22 protein-coding genes are annotated in these 25,909 nt (G+C 64.1%); 14 read left to right on the top strand and 8 right to left on the bottom strand.

The features are described from left to right. The first annotated feature begins 154 nt into the window (after positions 1–154). Complete coding sequence (locus tag ACP7BL_RS09050) at positions 155–2,275, top strand: EAL domain-containing protein (protein ID WP_426258144.1); 2,121 nt, start codon at positions 155–157, stop codon at positions 2,273–2,275. Positions 2,276–2,313: 38 nt separating this feature from the next. Here the strand turns inward: ACP7BL_RS09050 and ACP7BL_RS09045 are convergent, their stop codons facing one another. Then, positions 2,314–2,904 carry a hypothetical protein gene (locus ACP7BL_RS09045; RefSeq protein ID WP_426258143.1) on the bottom strand — a complete coding sequence of 197 codons (591 nt, stop codon included), beginning with the start codon at positions 2,902–2,904 and terminating at the stop codon, positions 2,314–2,316. A 125-nt stretch (positions 2,905–3,029) separates the two neighbouring features. Here ACP7BL_RS09045 and ACP7BL_RS09040 point away from each other — a divergent pair, with 125 nt between their 5' ends. The 4 genes from ACP7BL_RS09040 to ACP7BL_RS09025 all read left to right on the top strand — a co-directional run bounded on the left by ACP7BL_RS09040 (position 3,030) and on the right by ACP7BL_RS09025 (position 8,087). Then, positions 3,030–3,689 (top strand): response regulator, encoded by a 660-nt coding sequence (locus ACP7BL_RS09040; RefSeq protein ID WP_426258142.1) that lies wholly within the window; start codon positions 3,030–3,032, stop codon positions 3,687–3,689. A 139-nt stretch (positions 3,690–3,828) separates the two neighbouring features. Then, the gene (locus ACP7BL_RS09035) at positions 3,829–5,202 is read left to right on the top strand and encodes a sensor histidine kinase (RefSeq protein ID WP_426258242.1); all 1,374 of its coding nucleotides are present in this window, start codon (positions 3,829–3,831) and stop codon (positions 5,200–5,202) included. Positions 5,203–5,604: 402 nt separating this feature from the next. Beyond that, the gene (locus ACP7BL_RS09030) at positions 5,605–7,536 is read left to right on the top strand and encodes a ribonucleoside-diphosphate reductase subunit alpha (protein ID WP_033967150.1); all 1,932 of its coding nucleotides are present in this window, start codon (positions 5,605–5,607) and stop codon (positions 7,534–7,536) included. Positions 7,537–7,598: 62 nt separating this feature from the next. Then, positions 7,599–8,087: an endonuclease domain-containing protein gene (locus tag ACP7BL_RS09025; RefSeq protein ID WP_426258141.1), complete on the top strand. Its 489-nt coding sequence runs from the start codon at positions 7,599–7,601 to the stop codon at positions 8,085–8,087. 2 nt (positions 8,088–8,089) lie between these two features. Here ACP7BL_RS09025 and ACP7BL_RS09020 read toward each other — a convergent pair whose 3' ends face one another. Further along, a complete protein-coding gene (locus ACP7BL_RS09020) occupies positions 8,090–8,350 on the bottom strand; it encodes a DUF2171 domain-containing protein (RefSeq protein WP_010407407.1) in 261 nt (86 codons plus the stop codon). Between the two features lie 71 nt (positions 8,351–8,421). On the opposite strand from ACP7BL_RS09020, the gene ACP7BL_RS09015 reads away from it, so the two are divergent. The 5 genes from ACP7BL_RS09015 (at position 8,422) to ACP7BL_RS08995 (ending at position 11,408) form a co-directional block, all read left to right on the top strand. Then, on the top strand, positions 8,422–8,733 hold the full coding sequence (locus ACP7BL_RS09015; RefSeq protein ID WP_033965526.1) for a hypothetical protein: 312 nt from the start codon (positions 8,422–8,424) through the stop codon (positions 8,731–8,733). After that, positions 8,730–8,930 (top strand): hypothetical protein, encoded by a 201-nt coding sequence (locus ACP7BL_RS09010; protein WP_033965527.1) that lies wholly within the window; start codon positions 8,730–8,732, stop codon positions 8,928–8,930. Before ACP7BL_RS09015 ends, ACP7BL_RS09010 begins: the two co-directional genes overlap by 4 nt. A 64-nt stretch (positions 8,931–8,994) precedes the next feature. Further along, positions 8,995–10,056, top strand: coding sequence for a ribonucleotide-diphosphate reductase subunit beta (locus tag ACP7BL_RS09005; RefSeq protein ID WP_426258140.1), 1,062 nt, complete (start codon positions 8,995–8,997; stop codon positions 10,054–10,056). Next, entirely contained in the window at positions 10,053–11,054 is a 1,002-nt protein-coding gene (locus ACP7BL_RS09000; protein WP_426258139.1) for a hypothetical protein, read from the top strand. The genes ACP7BL_RS09005 and ACP7BL_RS09000 overlap by 4 nt, the downstream gene beginning before the upstream one ends. A 96-nt stretch (positions 11,055–11,150) precedes the next feature. Next, on the top strand, positions 11,151–11,408 hold the full coding sequence (locus ACP7BL_RS08995) for a DUF2442 domain-containing protein (protein WP_126848804.1): 258 nt from the start codon (positions 11,151–11,153) through the stop codon (positions 11,406–11,408). Positions 11,409–11,442: 34 nt separating this feature from the next. Here the strand turns inward: ACP7BL_RS08995 and ACP7BL_RS08990 are convergent, their stop codons facing one another. From ACP7BL_RS08990 to ACP7BL_RS08965, 6 genes are all read right to left on the bottom strand, one after another. Beyond that, the gene (locus tag ACP7BL_RS08990) at positions 11,443–12,504 is read right to left on the bottom strand and encodes an SDR family oxidoreductase (protein WP_426258138.1); all 1,062 of its coding nucleotides are present in this window, start codon (positions 12,502–12,504) and stop codon (positions 11,443–11,445) included. A 100-nt stretch (positions 12,505–12,604) separates the two neighbouring features. Next, positions 12,605–13,405 carry an ABC transporter permease gene (locus ACP7BL_RS08985; protein WP_426258137.1) on the bottom strand — a complete coding sequence of 267 codons (801 nt, stop codon included), beginning with the start codon at positions 13,403–13,405 and terminating at the stop codon, positions 12,605–12,607. A gap of 127 nt (positions 13,406–13,532) precedes the next feature. Beyond that, positions 13,533–14,459, bottom strand: coding sequence for an ABC transporter ATP-binding protein (locus ACP7BL_RS08980; RefSeq protein ID WP_126848802.1), 927 nt, complete (start codon positions 14,457–14,459; stop codon positions 13,533–13,535). Between the two features lie 61 nt (positions 14,460–14,520). Next, a complete protein-coding gene (locus ACP7BL_RS08975; protein WP_426258136.1) occupies positions 14,521–15,246 on the bottom strand; it encodes a DsbA family protein in 726 nt (241 codons plus the stop codon). Next, positions 15,246–16,601, bottom strand: coding sequence for a M48 family metalloprotease (locus ACP7BL_RS08970; RefSeq protein WP_426258135.1), 1,356 nt, complete (start codon positions 16,599–16,601; stop codon positions 15,246–15,248). The genes ACP7BL_RS08975 and ACP7BL_RS08970 overlap by 1 nt, the downstream gene beginning before the upstream one ends. 118 nt (positions 16,602–16,719) lie before the next feature. Further along, positions 16,720–19,503, bottom strand: coding sequence for an Rne/Rng family ribonuclease (locus tag ACP7BL_RS08965; protein WP_426258134.1), 2,784 nt, complete (start codon positions 19,501–19,503; stop codon positions 16,720–16,722). Positions 19,504–20,046: 543 nt separating this feature from the next. On the opposite strand from ACP7BL_RS08965, the gene ACP7BL_RS08960 reads away from it, so the two are divergent. From ACP7BL_RS08960 to ACP7BL_RS08945, 4 genes are all read left to right on the top strand, one after another. Continuing rightward, entirely contained in the window at positions 20,047–21,252 is a 1,206-nt protein-coding gene (locus tag ACP7BL_RS08960; RefSeq protein WP_426258133.1) for an N-acetylmuramoyl-L-alanine amidase, read from the top strand. Positions 21,253–21,328: 76 nt separating this feature from the next. Then, positions 21,329–23,863, top strand: a complete 2,535-nt coding sequence (locus tag ACP7BL_RS08955) for a penicillin-binding protein 1A (protein WP_426258132.1) — start codon at positions 21,329–21,331, stop codon at positions 23,861–23,863. An 88-nt stretch (positions 23,864–23,951) separates the two neighbouring features. Next, entirely contained in the window at positions 23,952–25,079 is a 1,128-nt protein-coding gene (gene prfB, locus ACP7BL_RS08950) for a peptide chain release factor 2 (protein ID WP_033963092.1), read from the top strand. After that, positions 25,079–25,804, top strand: coding sequence for a class I SAM-dependent methyltransferase (locus ACP7BL_RS08945; protein WP_426258131.1), 726 nt, complete (start codon positions 25,079–25,081; stop codon positions 25,802–25,804). The genes prfB and ACP7BL_RS08945 overlap by 1 nt, the downstream gene beginning before the upstream one ends. The last annotated feature ends 105 nt before the right edge of the window (positions 25,805–25,909 follow it).

Genomic DNA, 25,909 nt, shown 5'->3' with positions numbered 1-25,909 from the left:
TGGGCTCCTGTCTTGCGCCGCGCCTTAAGCCGATGTTGCGTTCCCGCCAAGCACGGGGTGGCCCCGATGATCCTGCTGCGGACCCTACTCATTTTGGATGGAATCGGCACCGTGCAAGGGTTTCGGAAAGGAAGCGCCCCCTAACCACAGGAACATGAACCTCGGGACTATCCTTACCCTGATTGCGTGTGCGTGCTTCATGTCGATCGGGCTCGCTGCAGCTGCTTATGCCTTTGTCCACCGTCAGCGTCGCGGCCTTCTCGCAGCTGTTCCGGATTCGGGAAATCAGCGGGCGCACCTGCTGGTCGAGGAGTTCGAAGCGCATACCAACGGGTGGTTCTGGCAAACCGACGCCGAGGGACAGGTGACCTATCTGTCGGACAAAGTGGCACGCGACCTTGACCGGCCGGACACGCCCGCGATCGGGCAAGTGCTGAACAAGCTGTTCCGCATGGATAGCGCGTCGCCCGAGACCGAACGGACGCTGGCCTTCCATCTCGCGTCCCGCACGGCCTTTTCCAATTACTCGGTCCGCCCGGCGAGCGAGGCCACAATCGACCGCTGGTGGTCGATTTCGGGGCGACCGGTCAGCGACGATAAGGGTCGTTTCCTCGGTTTTGTCGGTAGCGGCAGCGATTTGACCGAACGGCGCCGCATCGACGCGGAAATCACCCGCCTTGCCCTGTTCGACGGATTGACCGGCCTGGCCAACCGCCAGCGCTTGCGGCTCTCGCTGGAACAGACGCTAAATCAGCCAGGCTCGCTGCCGCGCCAGACCGCGCTGTTCCTGCTCGATCTCGACCGGTTCAAAAGCGTCAACGATACGCTGGGCCACCAGACCGGGGACGCGTTGCTCAAGAAAGTCGCCTTGCGGCTGCAACACACGATTGGCGAAACCGGCCTGGTCGGGCGGCTGGGCGGCGATGAATTCAAGGTCATCATCCCCTTCGCGCCCGAACGCGAGGCGTTGGCGGACCTCGCGCGGCGCGTGATCAGCGATCTCTCGCAACCCTATAGCATCAACGGGTCAGCGATCAGCATCGGCTGCTCGATCGGCGTGGCGATCGCCCCAAGTGACGGCAGCGATGCCGAAACACTCGTGCGCAACGCCGATCTCGCGCTCTATGCCGCCAAGGGCGAGGGGCGCGGCGTCCACCGTTTCTTCCGCAGCGAGTTGCTGATCGGCGCGCAAAGCCGCAAACAGCTTGAGGACGATCTGCGCGAAGCGCTCGCCGCCGACCAGTTCTTCGTCGCCTATCAACCCGTCGTCAGCACCAGGACGCAGCGCATTGTCGGCTTCGAGGCGCTGTTGCGCTGGCAGCATCCCACGCGCGGGCTGGTGAGCCCAAGCGATTTCATCCCGGTCGCCGAAGAGTGCGGGTTGATCGAAACGATCGGGGAATGGGTGTTGCGCACCGCCTGTATGGAAGCGGCGGAATGGCCGGACAGCATCCGCGTCGCGGTCAACGTTTCGCCGATCCAGTTCGCCAATCCGGCTTTATCCACCATCGTCACCTCGGCGCTCGCGAAATCGGGGATCAAGCCCGACCGGCTCGAACTCGAAATCACCGAAGGCGTGTTCGTCGATGAAAGCGCGGCGACCGAACAGATGTTCAAGGCGTTGAAGGGGTGCGGCGTGCGGCTGGCGCTTGACGATTTCGGCACCGGCTATTCGTCGCTTGGCTATTTACGCAAGGCCCCGTTCGACAAGATCAAGATCGACCAGAGCTTCGTGCGCGGGGCGGCAATCGCGGGCAATCGCAACGCCGCGATCATCAAGGCGATCGTCACGCTGGCCGACACGCTGGGCATGGAAACCACTGCCGAGGGCGTGGAAACGCAGGACGAGATTGCGCCGATCGTCGAACTCGGCTGCAGCCACATCCAAGGCTATGTCTATGGCAAGCCCGTCTGCGCCGCCGACGTGCGAGCGCATCTGGCGCTGGCAGGCGACATCGCCACCGCCAGCGGCTTTCGCAACAGCCGTTCCCCCCGAACCTCGCTGCTGCGCAAGGCGCGCATTCGATCGGGCGACGTGGTCGGCGACGTGCGCATCCGCAACATTTCCGCCAGCGGCGCGATGATCGAAGGAATCGATGTCGAGGAAGGCGCGGGCGAAATCGACGTCCAGATCGAGTTGCTGGAAGGCCAGATGCTCCCGGCGCGCTTGCGCTGGGCAGCGAACGGCAAGGCTGGCCTCGAATTTTCCCAAACCTTCAACCTTGACCGACTCGCCGACGCGACACCCGCCCTTCCGGCGCGCAAGGCGGGCTGATCACCTGTCCTGGCGCGGCCGGAACGGCGCGGTTCGGTTCAGCCCACGCTGTTGCCGGTGACGGCCGGAGCCGCTGCGGGCGGCGGCGGGGGCGGCGCATCGTCGCGGCCCGGCTCGCGACCCTCGGGACCACGCGGACCGTGCCGGAAGCCCTCGGGCCCGCCAGGCCCGCCGCGCGGCGGCCCCATCGGCCGCAATGCCGTCACCTTGCCATCGGCACCGACGAGGAACGACGCGCGGATCATGCCGTGGCGATAATGGCCCTGCACCGTCACCGTCTGCCCGGGGGCGAGCAAACCAGTGCCATCGCCCTCGCGCCCGATCTCGACCAAGGCACGCCCGCTTGCGTCGGCAAGCACCGCCATCGGGCCGAAGACTTCGGCAACGGTGCCGCGCACGCTGATCACCCCACCATCGTCGCTCAGCGTCTTGATCGCCACCGGCTTGACCGGCGCGAGTTCGACCGTCGGGCCATTCATGCACGCAACCGTCGCACCACCGCCCAGGCCGACGGCGAGAAAGGCGGCGGCGATCAGCGAGGTGCGCAGCGGCAGTTTGCGGCGTGGGGCCCGCGGCTCCAGCGCGCTGAAATCGGGCTGCGGGGTGGGGCCTTCGATTTGGTCGGTCATTTCCGGATACTCCTGCTTGGGTTGGTGTTGCGCTTTTTAGCGCTGCGTCCCACCACCGCGCTGAACCCGCCGGTTCAGACTGGGTTTAGCGACCGGGCCTAGCCGGAAGGCCGAAGGATATGGGCATGCGCATCTTGCTGGTCGAAGACGACGCCGCACTGGCCGAGGGCATCGCCAAGGCATTGCGCGCCGAGCATTTCGCGGTCGACATCGCCGTCAATGGCGGGGATGGCGCGCATCTCGGCGACACCGGCAGCTATGACGTGGCGGTGCTCGATCTCGGCTTGCCGATCAAATCGGGCATCACCGTATTGGAGGAATGGCGCGCCGCCGGGCGCGCGCTGCCCGTGCTGATCCTTACCGCGCGCGATGGCTGGTCGGAAAAGGTCGCCGGCTTCCGCGCCGGGGCCGATGACTATCTGACCAAACCGTTCCGCGTTGAGGAACTCGTCATGCGGCTGCGGGCGCTGGTGCGCCGCGCAACCGGCCATGCCGCCGCGCGGATCGTGTGCGGCCCCGTAACCTTCGATGCGCAGACCGGACAGGTCGAGCTGGACGGCCTGCCGCTGCGGCTGACCGCGCTCGAATGGCGCGTGCTGTCGACGTTGATGCTCCGCAAGGGCGTGGTGGTCGACCGGCTCGACTTGCTCGACCATGTCTATGAAGGCGATGCCGATCCCGATTCCAACTCGCTCGAAGTGATCGTCGGCCGCTTGCGCAAGAAGATCGGGGCCGCGCTGATCGAAACCGTGCGCGGGCGGGGATATCGGGTGGTGGAGAGATGAGGCTGCCATCAATCCTCTTGCTCCACCCCGGCGAACGCCGGGGCCCAGTCGTGGGGATCCACGGCATCACACGGCGCATTAGCCAAACGCCGCTCGCGACTGGGCCCCGGCATGCGCCGCGGTGGACCTGCGACGCATGATGCGAACCCTCCTCCCCCGCTCGCTCTACGGCCGCTTGCTGGTCACCGCCCTGCTCGCCACGCTCGCCGCGCTCGCCTTTGCGGCCTTTGCCATCGGGGCCGTGCTCGATCGCTTCGTGATGCACGGGCTCGACGAACGGCTCGACGCGCAAATCGCGGTGCTGGCGCAGGCGCTACGGCCGGACGGCTCGGTCGACCGTGGCCGCCTGGTGCTGGCCGCACCCTATGACGACCCGCGCGGCGGCTGGGGCTGGCGGATCGATACGCAGGGCAAGACTATCGCCTCCCCCGCCCCGCCCGATCTCGACGCGATGCACCCGCCGCCTGGTCCGCGCTTGGATCCGCCCCCTTTTGCCGAGCGGCGCGATGCCCACGTCCGTGCGCTCGACTGGCGCGATCGCCACGGGCCGCGCCACGCGCGCAGTCTTACGCTGGCCACGCCCGGCGGGCCGGTGCGCATCACCGCCTCAGCCCCGCGCGCGATCGTCGATCGTCCTTTGCGTGCCGCGATGGTGCCGTTGCTCGGGTCGCTGCTGCTGCTCGGTGGCGCGCTCGCGGTCGCCACGCTGGTTCAGCTCCGCATCGGCCTGCGCCCGCTCGCCAAGATGCGCGAGAGCCTCGCCGCGATCCGCAGCGGTGCCGCAACCGCGCTACCCGACACGCAGCCGAGCGAACTTGCCCCGCTTGCCCGCGAGATCAACGCGTTGCTCGCCGAAAATGCCGCCGCGCTGGCCAATGCGCGCGGCCATGTCGCCAACCTCGCACACGGGCTGAAGACGCCCCTCGCCACGCTCGCGCTCGCACTGCCGCCGCATGACCCCGATGGCGCACTGCGTGCGCAAGTCGCCCGCATCGATCGCGCGGTGCGCCACCATCTCGGCCGCGCGCGCGCCGCCACGCCCGGCGGCGCGATGCGGGTGGCGACCCCGCTCGCCCCGGTGCTGGCCGATCTGGCCGACGCGCTCGCCCGCATTCATGCCGATCGCCCGGTCACTGCAGCCGTCGCGATCGACCCGACGTTGAACGTCGCGGTCGACCGGCAGGATCTGGACGAACTGCTCGGCAATCTGCTCGACAATGGCTGGCGCTGGGCGGCCAGCCGCATCGCGGTGACCGCCGCTCGCACCGCCGATGGCCGATTCGTGCGGCTGAGCGTGGAGGACGATGGCGCGGGCATCCCGCCCGACGCGCGCGTCGCTGCGCTGGCGGCGGGCCAGCGTCTCGACGAACGCGGCGACGGCCACGGCTTCGGGCTGTCGATCGCGAACGAGTTGGCGACCCTCTATGGGGGGGCGCTGACGCTCGAGTCGGCGGCACTTGGTGGCCTCGCAGCGATCGTTACGCTGCCGACATCGCCTTCTTCCGACGTCTAAAAAAAATGTCATGTTCCCGCTTCGGTCTCTTGCCTTTCAGCAAGGGCAGCTTTGACCGCGCGTCGCGTGGTAGGACCGATATGGTCCTGCTGCGAACCGACTCAAAATAGCGACGAACGGAGTCTCTAATTCGTCATTTACCGTATTGCGTGCTCGCGCGATCCGGCACAATCTGTAGGGGTTGAGTTCGGGGGCGAACCCAAGCGCTGGTAGAACACAAGCCGCAACCCCATATTGCGGAGACGGCCCGACCCATGGTGTCTCCATGGGACAGGTCTACTTTTGTTCTCGCAGGTCGCCCGCGACATGGTAGTATTGGGGTTCGCCCGCCGATTCGAACGGATCGGAAACGCGGCTGACCCTGATCGCAGAGTTTTGAACGAGTTGGCAGGGACGCGGCAGATGGATTTTCGGAATACCGGGGAAGCGAGTACGGACATGGCTACGGACGCAATCGAGGCGCTGGCAAGCGCTCCAGTCGAAGACACCAGCGGTGCCCAGCGCAAGCTCTCCGCGCGCGGTGACTCCAAGGAAGTGAAGGCGCAGCTCTATCCGGTCGAGGTCGATCATTCGCGCGATGCGCTGCTGACCGATTTCGGCAAGGAAACGCTGCGCGACCGCTATCTGCTGCCCGGCGAGAATTTCCAGGATCTGTTCGTGCGCGTTGCCTCGGCCTATGCCGATGATGCGGGCCATGCCCAGCGCCTGTACGGTTATATCTCGCGGCTGTGGTTCATGCCGGCCACGCCCGTGCTGTCCAATGGCGGCACCGGGCGCGGCTTGCCGATCTCGTGCTTCCTCAATTCGGTGCCCGACAGCCTTGGCGGCATCGTCGACACCTGGAACGAGAATGTCTGGCTGGCGTCGCGCGGCGGCGGCATCGGCACCTATTGGGGCAACGTCCGCGGCATTGGCGAGCCGGTCGGCCTCAACGGCAAGACCAGCGGGATCATTCCGTTCGTGCGCGTGATGGATTCGCTGACGCTCGCCATCAGCCAAGGCTCGCTGCGCCGCGGTTCGGCCGCTTGCTATCTCGACGTGTCGCACCCCGAGATCGAGGAATTCCTCGAAATCCGCAAACCCTCGGGCGATTTCAACCGCAAGGCGCTCAACCTGCACCACGGCGTGCTGATCACCGACGCGTTTATGGAAGCGGTGCGCAGCGGCAGCGAATGGACGCTGACCAGCCCCAAGGATGGCTCGGCGCGCGCCACCGTCGATGCGCGCAGCCTGTTCCAGAAGCTGGTCGAAACGCGGCTTGCCACCGGCGAGCCGTACATCGTCTTCGCCGACCATGTGAACAAGGGCATGCCCAAGCATCACCGCGACCTCGGGCTCAAGGTCTCGACCTCGAACCTGTGCAGCGAGATCACGCTGCCGACCGGCAAGGATCATCTCGGCCACGAACGCACTGCCGTGTGCTGCCTGTCGTCGCTCAACCTGGAAACCTGGGACCAGTGGAAGGACGAGAAGGGCTTTATCGAGGACGTGATGCGTTTCCTCGACAATGTCCTGCAGGACTTCATCGACCGTGCCGAGCCGGGCATGGAGCGTGCGGCCTATTCGGCGATGCGCGAGCGTTCGGTCGGGCTCGGCGTGATGGGCTTCCACTCCTTCCTCCAGGCGCGCGGGCTGCCGTTCGAGGGCGCGATGGCGAAGTCGTGGAACCTGCGCATGTTCAAGCACATCAAGGCGCAGGTCGACGAAGCCTCGATGCATTTGGCGACCGAGCGCGGGCCCTGCCCCGACGCCGCCGACATGGGCGTGATGGAGCGCTTTTCGTGCAAGATGGCGATCGCGCCGACCGCGTCGATCAGCATCATCTGCGGCGGCACCAGCGCGTGCATCGAGCCGATCCCGGCCAATATCTACACCCACAAGACGCTGTCGGGCTCCTTCTCGATCAAGAACCCGTATCTCGAAAAGCTGCTCAACGAGAAATCGAAGAACAGCGACGCGGTGTGGAATTCGATCCTCGAGCAAGGCGGTTCGGTGCAGCATCTCGACTTCCTCGACCAGGAGGAGAAGGACTGTTTCAAGACCAGCTTCGAGATCGACCAGCGCTGGCTGATCGAGCTCCAGGCCGATCGCACGCCGTTCATCGACCAGTCGACCAGCCTCAACCTGTTCATCCCGGCCGATGTCGAGAAGTGGGATCTGCTGATGCTGCACTTCCGCGCGTGGGAATTGGGCATCAAGTCGCTTTACTATCTCCGCTCCAAATCGGTGCAGCGCGCTGGTTTCGCGGGCGGGGTCGAGGCGGACAACACGATCGAAAAGCCGCAATATGAATTTGCGACGACCGATTACGACGAATGCCTGGCGTGCCAGTGAGGTGATACTCCCTCTCCCTGTGGGAGAGGGAGGAGCGGCGCAGCCGCGGAAGGGTGAAGGTGATGCGCCTCTACCACAACCAGCCCTCCGGCACCGTGGCGCGCGCCCGTGACCTCCGCCGCACTGCGACGGAGGCCGAAAAGCGCCTCTTCCGCGCGCTGCGCGAAGCATTTCCGGCGCTGAAATGGCGGCGGCAAGTCCCGATCGGCCCGTATTTTGCCGATCTGCTGAGCTTTGGAGCGAAACTGGTGATTGAAGTGGACGGCGGGCAGCATAGCGAAGCGCAAAGCTACGACGCCGCACGCACGCGCCACATCGAAGACGAAGGCTATCGCGTGCTGCGCTTCTGGAACAATGACGTCATGACCAACACGGACGGCGTCATCGCGCAAATCTCCCTCTCCCTTCGGGAGAGGGAAGGGGCCCATGCACAGCATGGGAAGGGTGAGGGTGAGCCCAAGAAAAAGGGCGCGCCGACCGCAGCCAACGCACCCTCACCCTTCCGGCCCTTCGGGCCTCCCTCCCTCTCCCAAAGGGAGAGGGAGAAATGAGCTTACTTCTCTTCTTCGAACGTCACGGCGACGTCGGCGTTCGCGCTCAGGCGTACGACACCATTCTCGACATCGGCGACCAGGCCGAGCGAGATGAAGTGGTGGTGCCCTTCATGGGCGCTATGCCCTTCGTTGATCAGCGCGCCCGAATCCTTCTTGGTCAGCTTGATGCGGCCGCCCTGGACGTGGTCGACCGTGCCGACATGGACGCCGTCGGCGCCGATGACTTCGGCATGTTCCTTGATCTGCGATGCGTCGACCATTTGGGTAGCTCCTTCGTTACGGTTGCGTGTTCCAAACGCATGCCTAGCGCTTTGGATGCACGGAGGCTTGTATGATCCGATCATCACGCGCACGCACTTTTTCCATCCTCGCCGCCCCGCTGCTGCTCGCCGCCTGCGCGCATCAGGTGGCGAGTGCCGTGCAGCACACGCCCGATACGCCGGGCTTCCTGCTCGGCGTGTGGCATGGCTTCATCTTCCCGGTCGCCTGGGTGTTGTCGCTGTTTATGCCCGAGGTCGCGATCTACGCCGTGCCCAATCAGGGCGGCTGGTATGATTTCGGCTATTTCATCGGCGTGGTGTTCTTGGGCGTCGGCGCGAACCGCTCGCGCACCGTCTATATCGAGCGGCGGATCCGCCGGTGACCGCGTCGATCGCCATCATGTATGCCGTCTCGGCACTGTTCACTGCGATCGGCCTTGCGCTGCTGCTCGCGCTGCTGCGCCCGGCGAGCGAGAGCAAGGTCTATGCCTACCGCATGATCGGCACGATGGGTCTGGCGCTCGGTGCCGCGCTCGCCATGTCGGCGACCGCGATGTGGCGGTGGAGTCTGGCGGCGTGAACCAATTCTCTTTTCGAATTTCAAAGCTTTAACCCATCAAAATCGAACGTACCGGAGTAACCCCATGTCCCTCACCGAAGCCCGCAAGCAGTATAAGCCGTTCGAATACCCCTGGGCGTTCGATTTCTGGAAGCGCCAGCAGCAAATCCACTGGATGCCCGAGGAAGTGCCGTTGGGCGAGGATTGCCGCGACTGGGCGCAGAAGCTCAGCGACCATGAACGCAATTTGCTGACGCAGATTTTCCGCTTCTTCACCCAGGCCGATGTCGAGGTGCAGGATTGCTATCACGAGAAATATGGCCGCATCTTCAAGCCGACCGAGATCAAGATGATGCTGGCGGCGTTCAGCAACATGGAGACGGTGCACATCGCCGCCTACAGCCATTTGCTCGACACGATCGGCATGCCCGAAAGCGAATATGGCGCCTTCCTCGAATATAGCGAGATGAAGGACAAGCACGATTATCTGCAGACCTTCGGCGTCGATTCGGACGAGGACATCGCCAAGACGCTCGCCATGTTCGGCGGCTTTACCGAGGGGCTGCAGCTCTTCGCCAGCTTCGCCATGCTGATGAACTTCCCGCGCTTCAACAAGATGAAGGGCATGGGGCAGATCGTCACCTGGTCGATCCGCGATGAATCGCTGCATTGCGAGGGCATCATCAAGCTGTTCCACACCTTCACCAAGGAGCGCGACTGCCTGACCAAAGCGGTGCGCAGCGACATTATGGACATGTGCCAGCACACCGTGCGGCTGGAGGACAGCTTCATCGACCTCGCCTTCGAAATGGGCCCGGTCAACGGCATGACGCCCAAGGAGATCAAGAAGTACATCCGCTACATCGCCGATTGGCGGCTGGGGCAATTGGGCATGAAGCCGATCTATATGATCGACGAACACCCCCTCCCCTGGCTCGCGCCGATGCTCAACGGGGTGGAACACGCCAACTTCTTCGAACAGCGCGCCACCGAATATTCCAAGGCCGCGACGCGCGGGAACTGGAACGAAGTGTGGGACGGCTTCGACAAGCGCCAGAAGGCGAAGGTCGGGGTTGGGGCTGCGGTGGCGAATGAGGATGCCGAGGGCGGGGATATGTTCTCGCGCGCGGGGGTGGCGGCGGAATGAGCGACTACGAAAACCCGCTAGCTCTTGCTCCAAACCAGTCAACGCTGGTTATAGCCGGAGAAGATATCCCGTTCGGGGCCTACCAAGCAATCTATCACAAGTTAACAAAAAGAGTTGAAAAACGAACTAAGACCTACAAAGATGCTTATGATGTATCTTATGAGGACATACACAACCTTCATCAGCGCCTTTCTCAGTTGTTGAAGCAGTATAGTGTACGGTCAAATAGATGTCAGATCACGCATGATATAAAAGACGACACCTCAAGAGAGCACAGTTCTTTTGAAAAATTTAATATGTCTGACTGCTCCATTCGGAGTTGTACGAAGTCACTGAACTACGAATTTGATTTTTTAATAGTACTACAAGCAGAGGTTCCAGAAGCTTCCGAGATAGCCCAGCGCTATACGGTTTCTATAAATATTGACCAAGATTTTTACGAAAATAATGACTTTGATGCACCTTATTTTATGAGAGGAATGATATATGGGAAAAATATTAATCTCTCTATAGAATTTTCAGACTACGCCGTTTCTCAAGCGATACAGGCTGCCGTGGATGGTTGGATTGAAACTCTTCCAAAGAGAGAGTCAGGTAAATTTCTAAAATTTGCTAATATTCTAGAAAAGCCTGTTCGAAACTATTCCACCTCAGTTATTCGGATACTGTGTTTTTCCATGGGCGTCGTTGCCATATACAACTCACACTCCATAAAAGATGGTTTTATATTAATATTATCTGCAATGACTTTAGCTTCGTTAATGACTACTATATCAGATGGCTTTGTGGATAATTTTTATAAAAATATTTCAAATATAAGACCGATGACCTATCTCACTATCACTCAAGGGGACAGAGATAGAAAAATATCTTTATTGAGAAAGGTAGAATCAGCAAAAGCAGTCTCATCTTTCTTATTATTCGGACTCGTAATTACCATTACAGTCAGCGTTTTTAGCAATTTTATTTATGACATGATAAAGTATTATCTCAAATAAAAGGTTAGACTAAGACTAATAGATTCAACGCGCGGACGCTGGCGATGCTCAGCCGCATCGTCGCCGATCGCAGCGCCGAGATCGAAAGCGTATGGCATGACTATTTCGCCTAAGGCCACCCAAGTTCGCTTCGATGCCGACCAGATGTGGGTCGAGCTTGAGGACGGTCGCACGCTCGGCGTCCCGCTCGCCTGGTTTCCGTGCCTGTTGGGTGCCAGCCCCGCCGATCTCGGTGAGGTTCAGATCAGCCAATACGGCCTGCATTGGGAAAGGCTGGACGAGGATATTTCGATCGCGGGCTTGCTGGCCGGGCGCGGCGATCGGACGATGTTTCCAAAGAACCGGGCTGCCTGATCCCCTTCGCGACCGCTACCGCCCGCCCCTATCCTCACGGAATCAACCGCGCGGCTCGCAACTCGCGAAACAGGTCGAAAAACGCATCGTCGGTCGGCTGATAGGCCAGAAACCCCATCCGTCGACTCTTCGACATGTCGGTGACCACTTCGATCGGCCGCCCGAGATCGGCATCGGTATGCCAGGGCGAGGCCAGCCGCGCCAGATCGGGTTCGGCCAGCCCATCGCGCTCCGCAATGCTGCGCCACACCGCTGCATCGTCCGCCATTTGCTGTTCCAGCGGCAGCACGGTGCCGTCGAACGGTGCGGGTTCGAGACCGAACCATGCGGCGATCCGTCCCCACATCCAGCTCCAGCGGAAGACGTCGCCATTGACGATGTTGAAGTCCTGATCGGCCGCCGCGGGGGTCTCCGCCGCCCACAGCAATTGCCGCGCGAGCTGGCGCGCGTCGGTCATGTCGGTCAGCGAGTTCCATTGCGCAGCGGAGCCCGGAAAGCGGAACGGCCGCCCAAGTTCGCGGCACAGCGTCGCGTAGACCGCCAGCGTCGTGCCCATGTTCATGGCATTGCCGACGGCCTTGCCGATCACGGTATGCGGGCGATGCACGCTCCAGGTGAAGCCGTCGCGCGCGGCGGCGGCGAACACTTCGTCTTCCTGCGCATAATAGAAATTGTCGACGTCGAGCCGCCCTTGCTCCTCGCGGAACGGCGTTTGGGGCAGCGCGCCTTTGCCGTAGGCCTCGAACGGCCCGAGATAATGTTTGAGCCCGGTGACCAAGGCGACGTGGCGCGGCCCGGTGGCACCGCGCAGCGCATCCAGCAGATGGCGCACCATCGCGGCGTTGACGCGGATGTTCTCGGCCTCGCTATCCTGCCGCAGCCAGGTGGTGATGAACACCGCATCGGGGCGCAGATCGGCCAGCGCCGCTTGCGTCGCGGCGGCATCCTGCAGGTCGGCGGCGACGGGCAGCACACCGTCCTGCTGCGTCGGCCGTCGCGCGAGGCCGTGTACGCGCCAGCCATGATCGACCAGCAAGGTCGCCGTCGCGCTGCCGACAATGCCGCTCGCGCCCACTACCAATGCCGTCTTGGTCATCATTGTCTCCGAAAGATTTGGAAACAGGCACGGCAAGCGCGCCCGATGCGGCGTTAGCGCAGCGCGCGCCGCATTGTTCCGTCCGCAATCGTCCGCGCGGTCAGTTCTTCATCCGCCAGCCGGTCTTGAAGATCCACGAGATCACGCCGAGGCACGCGACCAGGAACACCGCCGTCACGCCAAGGCTTACGCCGACCGACACATCGCCCTTGTCGAAGAACGCCCAGCGAAAGCCGCTGACCAGATAGACGACCGGGTTGAACAGGCTGACCGTGCGCCACGGCTGCGGCAGCATGTCGATGGAGTAGAACGCTCCGCCGAGAAAGGTCAGCGGGGTGATGAGCAAGGCGGGCACGAACGAAAGCTGTTCGAATCCCTTGGCCCACACCCCGATGATGAAGCCGAACAGGCTGAACGCCACGCTCGTCAACACCAGGAAGGCGAGCATCGCAAAGGGGTGGACGATCTGCAGCGGCACGAACAAGGCCGCCGTCGCCAGAATGATGAGCCCGAGCACGATCGACTTGGTCGCCGCCGCGCCGACATAGCCGACCACCATCTCCATCGCCGATACGGGCGCGGACAGCAATTCGAACACCGTACCGGTGAATTTGGGGAAATAGATGCCGATCGAGGCATTGGAGATGCTCTGCGTCAGCAGCGACAGCATGATGAGGCCGGGCACGATGAAGCTGCCATAGCCAACGCCGCCGACGGTGCTGATCTTGGAGCCGATCGCGCCGCCGAACACGACGAAATAAAGCGATGTGGTGATGACCGGGGTGACCAGGCTCTGCCACAAAGTGCGCAGCGCGCGCGCCATCTCGAAGCGGTAGATCGCCCAGATGCCGTGGAGGTTGATCGCTGGGGCTTTGGGTGCGGCGTGCGTGGACGTGCTCATGCCCACGCCCTCCCCACACCCGTTCGCCCTGAGCTTGTCGAAGGGCTGCCACCAACACGCGTCGCGCTGGTGGCGAGCGGTGCTTCGACAGGCTCAGCACGAACGGAAAACACGTCTACTGGGTCGCTCATGCCGCGTCCTTCCGCTCGACGAGGTCGACGAAAATGTCCTCGAGCGAGCTCTTATGCGTTTCGAGATCGCTATAGCCGATGCCGAGTTCCCCCAGCTTGGCGAGCAGGATCGGAATATGCTCGTTTTCGGAATCGAAAGTGTAGACCAGCGTCTTCCCCTCGTCGTCGAGCGCGACCGACCAGCCATCCAGCCCGGACGGCAACGACACCATCGGCGTTTGCAGCGTGATCGCCATACGGCGCTTGCCGAGCTTCTTCATCAGCGCGGCCTTGTCCTCGACCAGGATGATACGGCCCTTGTCGATCACGCCGACGCGGTCGGCCATTTCCTCGGCCTCTTCGATATAATGCGTGGTCAGGATGATGGTGGTGCCCTTGGCGCGCAGGCGGTGGACGAGCTTCCACATGTCGCGGCGCAATGCGACGTCGACCCCGGCGGTGGGCTCGTCGAGGAACAGGATGTCGGGTTCGTGGCTCAGCGCCTTGGCGATCAGCACGCGCCGCTTCATGCCGCCCGACAGCTCGCGGATCTTGGCGTCGCGCTTGTCCCATAGCGACAGGTCGCGCAGCACTTGCTCGACATAGGCATTGTCGGGCGCGCGACCGAACAGGCGGCGGCTGAACTTGACGGTGGCGAGTACCGTCTCGAACATGTCGACCGACAATTCCTGCGGCACCAGCCCGATCGCGCGGCGTGCGCTGCGGAAATCCTTCTGCGCATCATGCCCCAGCACGGTAACCGTGCCGGTGGAGGGCGTGACGATGCCGCAGATGATCGAGATCAGCGTCGTCTTGCCCGCACCATTGGGCCCGAGCAGCGCGAAGATTTCGCCACGCCGAATATCGAGATTGACCGGCTCGAGCGCGCGCTGGCCCGAGGCATAGACCTTCGAGACCCCGGCAACCGATAAAACAACGTCCATGAAGCCCCCGTTCCTGCGCGCTAGGTAGGGGGCCGGTTGCGCTGCAACAAGCGGTCGGCGGTTATTTCCCCGCGCGCGCCTCGGCGACGGCTTTTTGCAACTCGTCCAGCGGCAAGGCGGACGAAACGACCTTGCTGCCGATCACCCAGCTTGGCGTGCCCGTCAGCCCAAGCGCGCGCGCGATCGTTTGATTTTGCGCGATTTCGGCGTCCGCCTTGGGGGCAAAGGCCGCCGCGCGCGCCTGATCGACGCCAGCGGCCTTCGCCGCCGCCGCGATCGTCTGCGCCGACACTTGCCCACCGGCATAGAGCGCTTCGTGGAATTGCTGGAACTTGCCCTGCTCGGCGGCGGCTAGGCTCATCCGCGCGGCATCGACGCTGCTTTGCGCCAGAATCGGAAATTCACGGTAGACGATGCGGATCTTGGGGTCGCTCTTCAGCAACGCCGCAATCGCGGGCAGGCTCGCCCGGCAATAGCCGCAATTATAATCGAAATATTCGACCAGGGTAACGTCGCCCGCGGGATTGCCGGCCCAGGCGCTGCCAAACGGTTTGAGGATCGCGTCGCGGTTGCTGGCGATGGTGTCGGCATGGGCGCGGTCACGCAACCGGTCGAGCGCTTCGGGAATAATTTCGGGGTGGGCGAGGACATAGTCATGCACCACGCCCTCGACGCGCGCACGCTCCCCGGCGGCGGCGGGGACCACCCGTTCGATCCCGGCAAACGCCGCCGCGCCGAGGAGCGCCGCGATCAGCGCGGTCGCAAAAACAGTCCAGCTCAGGCGCATCAGCGTCGCTTCTTATATTTCTTGGGGTTGTCGTCCATCTCGTTCTGGGCCGAGAGGGCAATGTCCTGCGCGCGGATCCAGTCGACGCTATTGGGCGGCAACCCCTGCATCGCGCCGCGCGCGCTATAGGCAGCGGTCCGGTGATCGCCGGTCAGGCTCGCTTGCTCGGCGGTGGCGAGCAGCGCGCGCGGCTGGTCACCCGAGGCCTCATACGCCGTGCCCAATTGATACCAGGCGAAGGGATTGTCGTCGTCGCGCGCCACCGCCTGGCGCAGCACCTTGATCGCCTCGGGATAATTGGCCCTGTCCTCGGTCGCGATCAGCGCATGGCCGAAGGTGGTCGCGATCAACGGGGCGTTGCGCGACAGGTCGGTTGCCTCGCGCAACGGGGCCAGCGCTTGCCGGGGCTTGCCCGCTTCGAGCAGGATCTGCCCCTGAATTTCCAGGAAATAGGGGTCGTGCGGATCCGCCTTCAGCAATGCCGCTGCCTCCGCGTCGGCCTTTTCGGGATAGCCCGCTTTATGCCAGGCGTAAGCGCGCGCATAATGGGCGTACACACTCTGGTCTTGCTCGGGATAGACGTTCAGCGTGGTCTTGGGGTCGGCGACATAGCCAAGCAATTTGGCCTTCACGCGCTTGAAACGATCGTCCAGCGCAAGGTCGGGCTTGGCGTTGTAGAAGGGCGACGACGTCACGTCCGCCGTCAAGTTGGCGATGCGCTCGCCCGACAAGGGGTGGCTCTGCGCGAACGGATCGATGTTCTTCAACCCATAGGCATATTCTTCATTGGCCAGCTTCTTGAAGAAGCTCAGCATCCCCTTGCCGCTGATGCCCGATTCCCGCAGGAATTTTGCCCCCGTCGCATCGGCGGTCGATTCCTGCACGCGCGAGAAGGCCAGGAATTTTCCTTCGGCGGCAGTGGTGCCTGCCGACAGAATGCCCGCCCCCGCCTCGGGCGCACCCGCCGCGATCGCCGCGATGCCGAGCACCATGCTGAGGATCGAAATGCCCATTGCAGGACGCGCGCCCGCATCGATCAATACGACATGGCCATCGGCGACATGGCCCAGTTCATGCGCAATCACGCCCTGCACTTGATTGGCGTTGTCCGCCGCCTGGATCAGCCCGGAATTGACGTAAATTGTTTGACCGCCGGCGGTGAAGGCGTTGATCGAATCGTCGTTGATCAGCACGACCCGCACATTGTTGGGCGACAGGCCCGCCGCCAGGATCAGCGGGCGCGACATGTCGTTGAACATCGCTTCGGTTTCGGCATCGCGCAGGATCGACTGCGCCGCAGCCGGTTGGGCCCAGATCAGGAGGGAGGCCGCGAGTCCCGCGAAGAGCCACTTCATGCCCGACCTATCGCCGAGTTTTCCGGCCGGGGCAACCGGCCTTGCGGTGCGGTGAAAGGGCGGAGCGGTAAGGCAAACCAACCGGCCCCTCGCCCACAGGCGAGGGGCCGGTCGTTGGTCACGCCCCGAAGGTACGCTGCCACCAGCCACGACGCGGGCTGCCGGCTTCGCCCGGATCGGGATCGATCGCGCGCGGTGCCGCGTCGCTCGCTGCCGCCGCAGACAAAGCCTCGTCCTGCGGTGCATCGGGTGCCGGAGCAGCAGGCTCCGCCACTGGTGCGACGCTCTGCGCTACCGGGGCTTCTTCTACCGGGGGCGTTTCCACTTCAACCGCTTCCACGGCTGCGGCCTTGGCCTTGCGGGTACGCTTTGCCTTTGGCTTGGGGGTGTCCTCCACCGGAGCTTCCACGACGGGTGCGGCTTCCGCCGGTTCGGCCGCCTCAACCGCCTTGGCCTTGGCACGCCGGGCGCGCTTCGGTTTCGCGGCCGGTTCGACCTCGCTTGCAGCTTCGACAGCCGGTTCGGCTTCCACCACCGCTTCGGCTACCGGAGCCGCCTTTGGCGCGGCATCGCGCGCACGCGGACGACGACGTCCCTTCTTCGGGGCCTCAACCTCGGGCTCGGCTTCCGCTTCGACCGCGACCGGCTCGGCTTCGACCAGCGCAGCGTCGACTACGGGAGCCTCGCCATCGGCCGCTTCGACAACCGCCTGCTCGCCCTCGCTGCGACGACCGCCACGGCGACCGCGACGGCCACGGCGACGACGGCCGCCTTCGCTGCCTTCGCCCTCTTCGGACGACACTGCGGCCGGGGTCTCGGCGTCTTCGCGCTCGGCATCCTGCTCCGACGCGTCCTCGTCACCACCGCCGTCGACGACGGCTTCGCCCTCGGCGGCACCCTCACCCTCGGGCCGGTTGCGACCGCGACGGCCGCGACGGCGCCGACGGCGACGCGAGCCACCGTCTTCTTCGCTACGCTCGGGCCGTTCGCCGCGCTCGCGCGGTTCGCGGGCAGCGCGCGGCTGCTCCTCTTCCTCGACCTCGTCCTCGATTTCGTCTTCGATCTCGTCCTCGACGAAATCTTCCTCGATCTCCTGGATCGGCGCTTCGAAGCGCGGCGTGTAAGCAGGCGGCGGGCCGGACACTTCGACCGACATGCGCGCGCCTTCCTGCTCGCCGTCGGGCGCGACTTCGATCATCACGCCATAGCGTTCCTCGATCTCGGCCAGTTCCGCGCGCTTGCGGTTCAGCAGATAGAAGGCCGCTTCCTGGCTGGCGCGCAGCAGCAGCTGCGATCCGCGCCCCTGTGCGGCTTCATCTTCGAGCAGGCGCAGCGCCGACAGCCCCGACGACGAGGCGGTGCGCACGAAGCCCGTCCCCTCGCAATGCGGGCACGGCCGGGTGGACGCTTCCAGCACGCCGGTGCGCAAGCGCTGGCGGCTCATTTCCATCAGGCCGAAGGACGAAATGCGGCCGATCTGAATGCGCGCGCGATCGTTCTTGAGCGCTTCCTTCATCGCCTTCTCGACCTTGCGGACGTTCGAGCCGTTGTCCATGTCGATAAAGTCGATCACGACCAACCCGGCCATGTCGCGCAAGCGCAACTGCCGCGCGATTTCGGCTGCGGCCTCGAGATTGGTCGCGGTCGCGGTTTGCTCGATCGAATGTTCGCGCGTCGACCGTCCCGAGTTGATGTCGATCGACACCAAGGCTTCGGTCGGGTTGATGACGAGGTAACCGCCCGATTTGAGCTGCACCACCGGGTGGTACATCGCCGACAATTGCTCCTCGACGCCCGCACGCTGGAATAGCGGCACGGGGTCGCTGTAATGCTTCACCTTGCGCGCGTGGCTCGGCATCAGCAGCTTCATGAAGTCCTTGGCGTGGCGATAGCCTTCCTCGCCCTCGACGATCACTTCGTCGATGTCGCGATTATAGATGTCGCGGATCGCGCGCTTCATCAGGTCGCTGTCGCCATAGACCAGCGCCGGCGCCGAGGAGGACAAGGTCGTCTCGCGAATCCCGTCCCACAGCCGCGCCAGATAATCGAAGTCGCGCTTGATCTCGACGCGGGTGCGCTGCAGCCCGGCGGTGCGCACGATGCAGCCCATCGACGGGGGCAGCTTCATGTCGGCCATGATCGACTTCAGCCGCTTGCGGTCGCCCGCATTCGAAATCTTGCGGCTGATCCCGCCGCCATGCGACGTGTTGGGCATCAACACGCAATAGCGGCCGGCAAGCGACAGATAGGTGGTCAGCGCAGCACCCTTATTGCCGCGCTCTTCCTTCACGACCTGGACGAGCAGCACCTGGCGGCGGCGAATGACGTCCTGGATCTTGTAGCGATGGCGCAAATTGGTGCGACGCTCGCGCAGATCATCGGCGGCATCGTCCGATGCGGTGCGCTTGCGGCGACGGCCGCGCCCTTCGCCACCACGGCTTTCGCCCTCGGCGACGACTTCTACGTCGGGTTCGGCACCGCCATCATCGTCGAAACGCTCGATCGACGCGTCATCGGCATCCGAATCGCGTTCGAATCCGTCATCTTCATGCTCGTCGTCGTGAAGATCGTCCTCGGCCTCCTGCTGGGCGCGCAACGCGGCTTCTTCCGCCGCATGCTCGGCCTCTTCGCGCAACAGCGCGTCGCGGTCTTCCTTGGGGATCTGGTAATAATCGGGGTGGATTTCGCTGAACGCCAAAAAGCCGTGGCGATTGCCGCCGTAATCGATGAACGCCGCCTGTAGCGACGGCTCAACGCGCGTCACCTTGGCCAGATAGATATTGCCTTTGAGCTGCTTGCGCTCGGCGGATTCGAAATCAAACTCTTCGATTCGGTTTCCCTTGACGACAGCAACGCGGGTTTCCTCCCGGTGCCGTGCGTCGATCAGCATACGCGTGGTCATGTATTATTCTCCGGTCGCGCGGCGCAGAGCCAAAGGGCGCTGGGCGCCGTGGCGCTGGCCGCGCGCGATCAATGAAAGTGGCCGATCCGGCGAGAGTATCGCCTGGCTCGATCACATGGTGGTTTACGAAAACTGCCTCTGCTCGCCCTGCACGCCCCGCCTTCCGGCCTTGGGCATTCCGCGCGCTCGCGATCCCGCCGGTGGAAACCGGGCGGTGCGAGGGGCGGAATACATACATCATGCGAACGTCAACCTGGATAAGCCGCGCCCAAGGAACATGAGGGGCGGCCAGATGGCCCTCGCCGCGGTCGATACTAGGCCGCGATCAGGAACTGTTTGATGCCTAGCACCCCCGCTCGCGCGCAGCAACCGGCACGTTTTTGCCGCCCGACCGGCAATTCTATGCCTACGACCATATTAACCGCACCCCGAAAGGCTGTTTTGTCGTCTCCGGCCTAGTCCAGACGAATGAGCGCGACCTCCCGCCCTTTGGCAGCCCCTTTTCGCTTTACCGCGCCGCAGTCGCGACGGCATTACGGACGCGTGTCGTTCGTTTTCGCCTTGCTGGCCTGCTGGTTCGTCGGCGCTCCCGGTTGGGCGGCGTCGGTCGAGCGCGTCGAGGTCCAGCACGACCGGATCGTCTTGCGCTTCGACCAGCCGATCGCCGATGCGTCGAGCTTCGTGCTCGCCTCGCCGCAGCGGATCGCGCTCGACCTGCAGGGCGCGTCCCCCGGTGGCAAGATCGCAGCAGGCGGGCCGGTATCGAGCGTGCGGCAGGGCGCGCACGGTGCCAACGGCACGCGCGTCGTGTTCGACCTTGCACGCCCGGCCCTCGTCACCGAAGGCGTGTTCGGCCGCGACGGGCGGGAGCTGACGCTCGAACTGCAGACCGTCGACGACGCCACCTTTGCGCGCGCGGCGGGCGAACGGCGGCTGCATTTCCTGCCGCCCTTCAACATGGGGATCGTGCAAGCCCCCGCCACCTATGCCGTATCGGTGCCGATCCCGCCTGCGCCGCGCACGCCCGGATTGCCGCGCATCTATGGCGACGATGACAGCCGTCCGCTGGTGGTGATCGACGCCGGACACGGCGGAGTCGATCCCGGCGCGATTTCGCCCATCGACGGTCGCCGCGAGAAGGACGTGACCCTGAAGATCGCCAAGGCGATCCGCGACGAGCTGGTCAAATCGGGCCGGGTCCGTGTGGCGCTGACGCGTGAGGACGACCGTTTCCTCGTGCTGCAGGAACGCTATGGCATTGCCCGCAAATTGCGCGGCGACCTGTTCATCTCGATCCATTGCGACAGCGTCGGTTCCGGCAGCGCCAGCGGGGCATCGGTCTACACCCTGTCCGAAGTCGCGTCCGACAAGGAATCGGCCAAGCTGGCGGCGCGCGAGAACAAGGCCGACGTCATCGCCGGTGTCAATCTCGCGGCCACGTCCGCCGACATCTCCTCGATCCTGATCGACCTCACCCAGCGCGAGACGATGAACTCCTCGGCCAATTTCGCGCGACTGCTCGGCCGCGAGGCGCAGCCGCTGATCCCGGTGAAACCCAATTTCCACCGCATGGCCTCGCTGATGGTGCTGAAAGCGCCCGACATGCCCTCGATCCTGTTCGAGACCGGCTATATCTCCAACCCGCGCGACGCCGACTTTATCGACAGCGCCGACGGCCGCCGCAAGATCGCGCAAAGCATCGAACGCGCGGTCGAGGTGCACTTCGCACGGCGGATGGCGTCGAACTGACCTTTCACGGCCTCGCACCGCGCGCAGTTAAGGCGGCTGGCAACGCGCGGGAAAGTTGCTAGAGCCTGACACCCATATGGCCGCTTCTGATTCCACCGTGAATTTCCGCATCCGCCGCGACATTGGCGGCTTCCGGGGATACCTTCGAAATGCCTGGGGCCGGTGGTGGGTCAAGGCGCTCGCCGCATTGGGCGTGCTGTTCGTCATCGGCTATACGGTGTTTTACTTCCTGTTCGCCGCCGATCTGCCTTCGGTCGACAAATTGCGCACCTATGAGCCGCCACTGCCGACCAATGTGCGCGGCGTCGATGGTACGCCGATCCACAGCTATGCGCGCGAACGCCGGGTCGAACTCAGTTACGACGAATATCCGCCGCTTCTGGTCCGCGCGTTTCTGGCCGCCGAGGACAAAACCTTTTTCGAACATCACGGCGTCGATTATCTCGGCATCGCCAGCGCGGCGATCAACAATCTGACCAGCCACAAGCGCCCGGCCGGCGCATCGACCATTACGCAGCAAGTCGCCAAGAACCTGCTGATCGGCAACGAGACCAGCTACAGCCGCAAGATCAAGGAAGCGATCCTCGCGTACCGGATCGAGGACACGCTGACCAAGAAGCAGATTCTGGAACTGTATCTCAACCAGATCGCGCTCGGTCGCAACGCGTTCGGCGTCGAGGCCGCGAGCTACGCCTATTTCGGCAAGGATCTGAACCAGCTCGATCTCGCGCAAATGGCGTATCTGGCGATCCTGCCCAAGGGCCCGTCCAATTACGACCCCGTCCGCCACGCCGACCGCGCGCTCGTCCGTCGGGCTTATGTGCTGCGCGAAATGCTCAAGAATGGCTTCATCACCCAGGCGCAGCATGACGAAGCCATGGCCGAACCGCTCGGCACCGTGCCGCGCCAGACGCCCAAGACCGAAACTGCGGGCAGCGGCTATTTCGTCGAGGAAGTCCGCCGCCAGTTGAAGGACAAGTTCGGCGAGGACGAAAAGGACGGGCCGTACAGCATCTATGCCGGTGGCCTGTGGGTGCGCACCTCGCTCGACAACCGGCTGCAGGACTATGCGCAGACCGCACTGCGTGAGGGCTTGCTGCGCTTCGATCATGGCCGCGGCTGGTCCGGACCGATCGACCATAAGGACATTGTGGGCGACACCTGGCAGACAACGCTGCTCAACACCAATATCGGGCTCGATTACGACAATTGGCGCGCGGCGATCGTGACTGCGGTCGGCGCAAGCGAGGCGACGATCGGCTTTTCCGACGGCAGCACCGGGGTCCTGCCGCGCGGCGCCGCGCAAATGCCGGTGCGAGGTGAAGGCGGCACCGCCTTTGCCGCGCTGAAAGCCGGGGACATTATCGCGGTCGCGCCCGAAGGCGGGGCCTTCGCGCTGCGCTCCTTGCCCAAGATCGCTGGGGCCTTCGTGGTCGAGGAGCCGCAGACCGGCCGCGTGCTGGCGATGCAGGGCGGGTTCGACTTCCGCGCCCAGGCCTTCAACCGCGCCACGCAAGCGCTGCGTCAGCCGGGATCGACGATCAAGCCGATCGTCTATGCAGCGGCGCTGGAGGGCGGGATGACCCCCGCCTCGATCATCGTCGACGGCCCGTTCTGCGTCTATCAGGGCGCGCGGCTGGGCCAGAAGTGCTTCAAGAATTTCGGCAATGTCGGGGGCTCTGGCGCGCATACCATGCGCTGGGGCGTCGAACAGTCGCGCAACCTGATGACGGTGCGCGCCGCCGCCACGACAGGGATGCCGCGCATCGTGTCGCTGATGGACCGGATCGGCGTCGGCAAATACGAACCGTATCTGTCCTATTCGCTGGGTGCCGGCGTGACGACGGTGTCGCGCATGGTCAACGCTTATGCGATCCTTGCCAATCAGGGGCGGTCGCACCCTGCGACGCTGATCGATTTCGTGCAGGACCGCCACGGCAAAGTGATTTTCCCCGAAAACTGGCATCCGTGCGACCGCTGCAACGCGCCCGACTGGAACGGCAAGCCGATGCCGCGCCCGGTTTCACGCGGCAAGCAGATCGTCGATGCGATGAGCGCGTATCAGATGGTCCACATCGCCGAGGGCGTCATCCAGCGCGGCACCGCCACCGTGCTGCGCGACCTCGACCGGCCGATGTTCGGCAAGACCGGCACCAATACCGGGCCGACCGACGTGTGGTTCATCGGCGGCACCCCGCAAATGATCGGCGGGCTGTATATCGGCTATGACCAGCCGCATTCGCTGGGCGGTGCCGCACAGGGCGGCACGCTCGCCGCGCCGATCTTCAAGGCGTTCGCGGTCAAGGCCTATGAGGGGCTGCCCAAAATTCCGTTCCGCGCGCCCGCCGGCATCCGCATGGTCCGCATCGACCGCGCGAGCGGCAAACCGGTGTTCGGCACCTGGCCGACCGATGACCCCAAGGCGTCGGTCATCTGGGAAGCCTTCAAACCCGAAAGCGAGCCACGCCGCGTCGTCCACCGCGACGTGATCGTTCCCGACCCGGCCGCTGCGGCCGCCGCCGCTGCCGCCAAAGCACGCGCCGACGCCCAGGCACCGAAGGACACGCGCCGCGACAGCGATTTCCTGCAACGACAGGGCGGTATTTACTAGCGGCGCGCCAACCTCATATACGGCAGGCACGCTATCGTTTTCCCGCCAACGGGAAGAACGACACGATATTTTTCTGGAAGGTTCTCCCATGCGCGCTGAAGCGCAGGCTCATATCGACTCGATCAAGGACGCGCTCGCGCTGCTCCGCCGGTTCCTCGACTGGGACCGCGCGCTGCGTCGGCTCGATGAACTCAACGCGCGCGTTGAGGATCAAACTTTGTGGAACGACCCCAAGGCGGCGCAGGCGGTTATGCGGGAGCGGCGCCGTCTCGATGAGGCGATCACCGCAACGCGCGCGATCGAAAGCGAGCTCAACGATACGGCAGAGTTGATCGAAATGGCCGAGGCCGAGGGCGATACCGAGATGGAGACCGACGGCCTCGCCGCGCTCGCCGATCTCGCGCGCCGCGCCGAACAGGACAAGATCAAGGCGCTGCTGGCGGGCGAAGCCGATGGCAACGACACCTATATCGAGGTCAATGCCGGGGCGGGCGGCACCGAGAGCCAGGACTGGGCCGGGATGCTCAGCCGCATGTATTCGCGCTGGGGCGAACGCCACGGCCTGAAGGTCGAACTGATCGACCAGCATTCGGGCGAGCAGGCCGGAATCAAGTCGGCGACGCTGCTGCTGAAAGGCGAGAACGCCTATGGCTATGCCAAGACCGAAAGCGGTGTCCACCGCCTGGTGCGCATCAGCCCGTATGACAGCGCCGCCCGCCGCCACACTTCGTTCGCCAGCGTTTGGGTCTATCCGGTGGTCGATGACAATATCGAGGTCGACTATAACGAAAGCGACCTGCGCATCGACACCTATCGAGCATCGGGCGCGGGCGGGCAGCACATCAACACCACCGATTCGGCGGTGCGTATCACGCACATCCCGACCGGCATCGTCGTGCAGTGTCAGAACCAGCGCAGCCAGCACAAGAACAAGGCCGAAGCCTATAACCAGCTCCGCGCGCGGTTGTACGAGCGCGAACTGGCGATCCGCGAAGCTGCGGCCAATGCCGAGAATGCGGGGAAGACCGATATCGGCTGGGGCCACCAGATCCGCTCTTACGTGCTGCAGCCATACCAGATGGTGAAGGATCTGCGCACCGGCGTGACCTCGTCGAGCCCGTCCGATGTGCTCGATGGCGATCTCGATGCGTTCATGGCCGCCGCGCTATCGCAGCGCGTCACGGGCGAGACGGTCGAGGTGGAGGACGTGGACTAGTGCACTTTCACGGTGCCCGCGCGCTGACCTTGGTGGCCGTGCTGCTGCTCGCCGCGTGCGACGGCGGCACGCCGCGCGTGCCCGATCATACGCAGGTGGCAGGCCCCTTCCCCGCCGCCGACCGCCCGGTCGCCAAGATCAGCTCGCCACGCTGGTCGACCGAGGAGGATCGCGACCGGCTGAACGAAGCCGGCGAGGTAATGACCAAGGCCGGGATCAAGCCCGGTATGACCGTCGCCGACATCGGCGCTGGCGAGGGCTATTACACGATCCGCGCCGCCAACCGCGTCGGCAAGACCGGGCGCGTGCTGGCCGAGGATATCGTCGCCGAGGTGCGCGATACGCTGGCGCTGCGCGTGTCGCGCGAGCGGCTGGAGAATGTCAGCGTGCGTCTCGGCGCGCCCGCCGATCCGCGGCTGCCCGATGCCAGCTTCGATCGCGTGCTGATGGTGCATATGTACCATGAAATCGCGCAACCCTATGAGTTCCTGTGGCGGATGCGCCCCTCGCTCAAGCGGGACGGGCTGGTCATCGTCGTCGATGCCAACCGCCTGACGCAAAACCACGGGACGCCGCCCGCGCTGCTCAAATGCGAATTTGCGGCGGTCGGCTACACCCAGGTCGCACGCTACGACATGCCCTCCGCGGGCGGGTATCTCGCCGCGTTCCGGGCGGAGGGGCCTCGCCCCGAACCGGCAGCGATCAAACCCTGCCGGATGACCTGATCCGCCGTTATGCCAGCCGACTTCGCGCTACCGCATCACCCGGCAGCGCGCTACACCGACCTAATGCAAAACCCGCTCGACCGGATCGAAAAGACGCTGCAACAG

The organism is Sphingomonas sp. DC1600-2 (assembly GCF_049897605.1).
In the GTDB taxonomy this organism is placed as follows: domain Bacteria; phylum Pseudomonadota; class Alphaproteobacteria; order Sphingomonadales; family Sphingomonadaceae; genus Sphingomonas.
The sequence above is the reverse complement of the archived record's forward strand: the minus strand, read 5'-3'. Positions and strand labels throughout refer to the sequence as shown.

Coding starts and splice junctions, on each gene's coding strand:
- ACP7BL_RS09050 (WP_426258144.1), top strand. CDS start 155: ATGAACCTCGGGACTATCCTTACCCTGATTGCGTGTGCGTGCTTCATG.
- ACP7BL_RS09045 (WP_426258143.1), bottom strand. CDS start 2,904: ATGACCGACCAAATCGAAGGCCCCACCCCGCAGCCCGATTTCAGCGCG.
- ACP7BL_RS09040 (WP_426258142.1), top strand. CDS start 3,030: ATGCGCATCTTGCTGGTCGAAGACGACGCCGCACTGGCCGAGGGCATC.
- ACP7BL_RS09035 (WP_426258242.1), top strand. CDS start 3,829: ATGCGAACCCTCCTCCCCCGCTCGCTCTACGGCCGCTTGCTGGTCACC.
- ACP7BL_RS09030 (WP_033967150.1), top strand. CDS start 5,605: ATGGATTTTCGGAATACCGGGGAAGCGAGTACGGACATGGCTACGGAC.
- ACP7BL_RS09025 (WP_426258141.1), top strand. CDS start 7,599: ATGCGCCTCTACCACAACCAGCCCTCCGGCACCGTGGCGCGCGCCCGT.
- ACP7BL_RS09020 (WP_010407407.1), bottom strand. CDS start 8,350: ATGGTCGACGCATCGCAGATCAAGGAACATGCCGAAGTCATCGGCGCC.
- ACP7BL_RS09015 (WP_033965526.1), top strand. CDS start 8,422: ATGATCCGATCATCACGCGCACGCACTTTTTCCATCCTCGCCGCCCCG.
- ACP7BL_RS09005 (WP_426258140.1), top strand. CDS start 8,995: ATGTCCCTCACCGAAGCCCGCAAGCAGTATAAGCCGTTCGAATACCCC.
- ACP7BL_RS09000 (WP_426258139.1), top strand. CDS start 10,053: ATGAGCGACTACGAAAACCCGCTAGCTCTTGCTCCAAACCAGTCAACG.
- ACP7BL_RS08995 (WP_126848804.1), top strand. CDS start 11,151: ATGACTATTTCGCCTAAGGCCACCCAAGTTCGCTTCGATGCCGACCAG.
- ACP7BL_RS08990 (WP_426258138.1), bottom strand. CDS start 12,504: ATGACCAAGACGGCATTGGTAGTGGGCGCGAGCGGCATTGTCGGCAGC.
- ACP7BL_RS08985 (WP_426258137.1), bottom strand. CDS start 13,405: ATGAGCACGTCCACGCACGCCGCACCCAAAGCCCCAGCGATCAACCTC.
- ACP7BL_RS08980 (WP_126848802.1), bottom strand. CDS start 14,459: ATGGACGTTGTTTTATCGGTTGCCGGGGTCTCGAAGGTCTATGCCTCG.
- ACP7BL_RS08975 (WP_426258136.1), bottom strand. CDS start 15,246: ATGCGCCTGAGCTGGACTGTTTTTGCGACCGCGCTGATCGCGGCGCTC.
- ACP7BL_RS08970 (WP_426258135.1), bottom strand. CDS start 16,601: ATGAAGTGGCTCTTCGCGGGACTCGCGGCCTCCCTCCTGATCTGGGCC.
- ACP7BL_RS08965 (WP_426258134.1), bottom strand. CDS start 19,503: ATGACCACGCGTATGCTGATCGACGCACGGCACCGGGAGGAAACCCGC.
- ACP7BL_RS08955 (WP_426258132.1), top strand. CDS start 21,329: ATGGCCGCTTCTGATTCCACCGTGAATTTCCGCATCCGCCGCGACATT.
- prfB (WP_033963092.1), top strand. CDS start 23,952: ATGCGCGCTGAAGCGCAGGCTCATATCGACTCGATCAAGGACGCGCTC.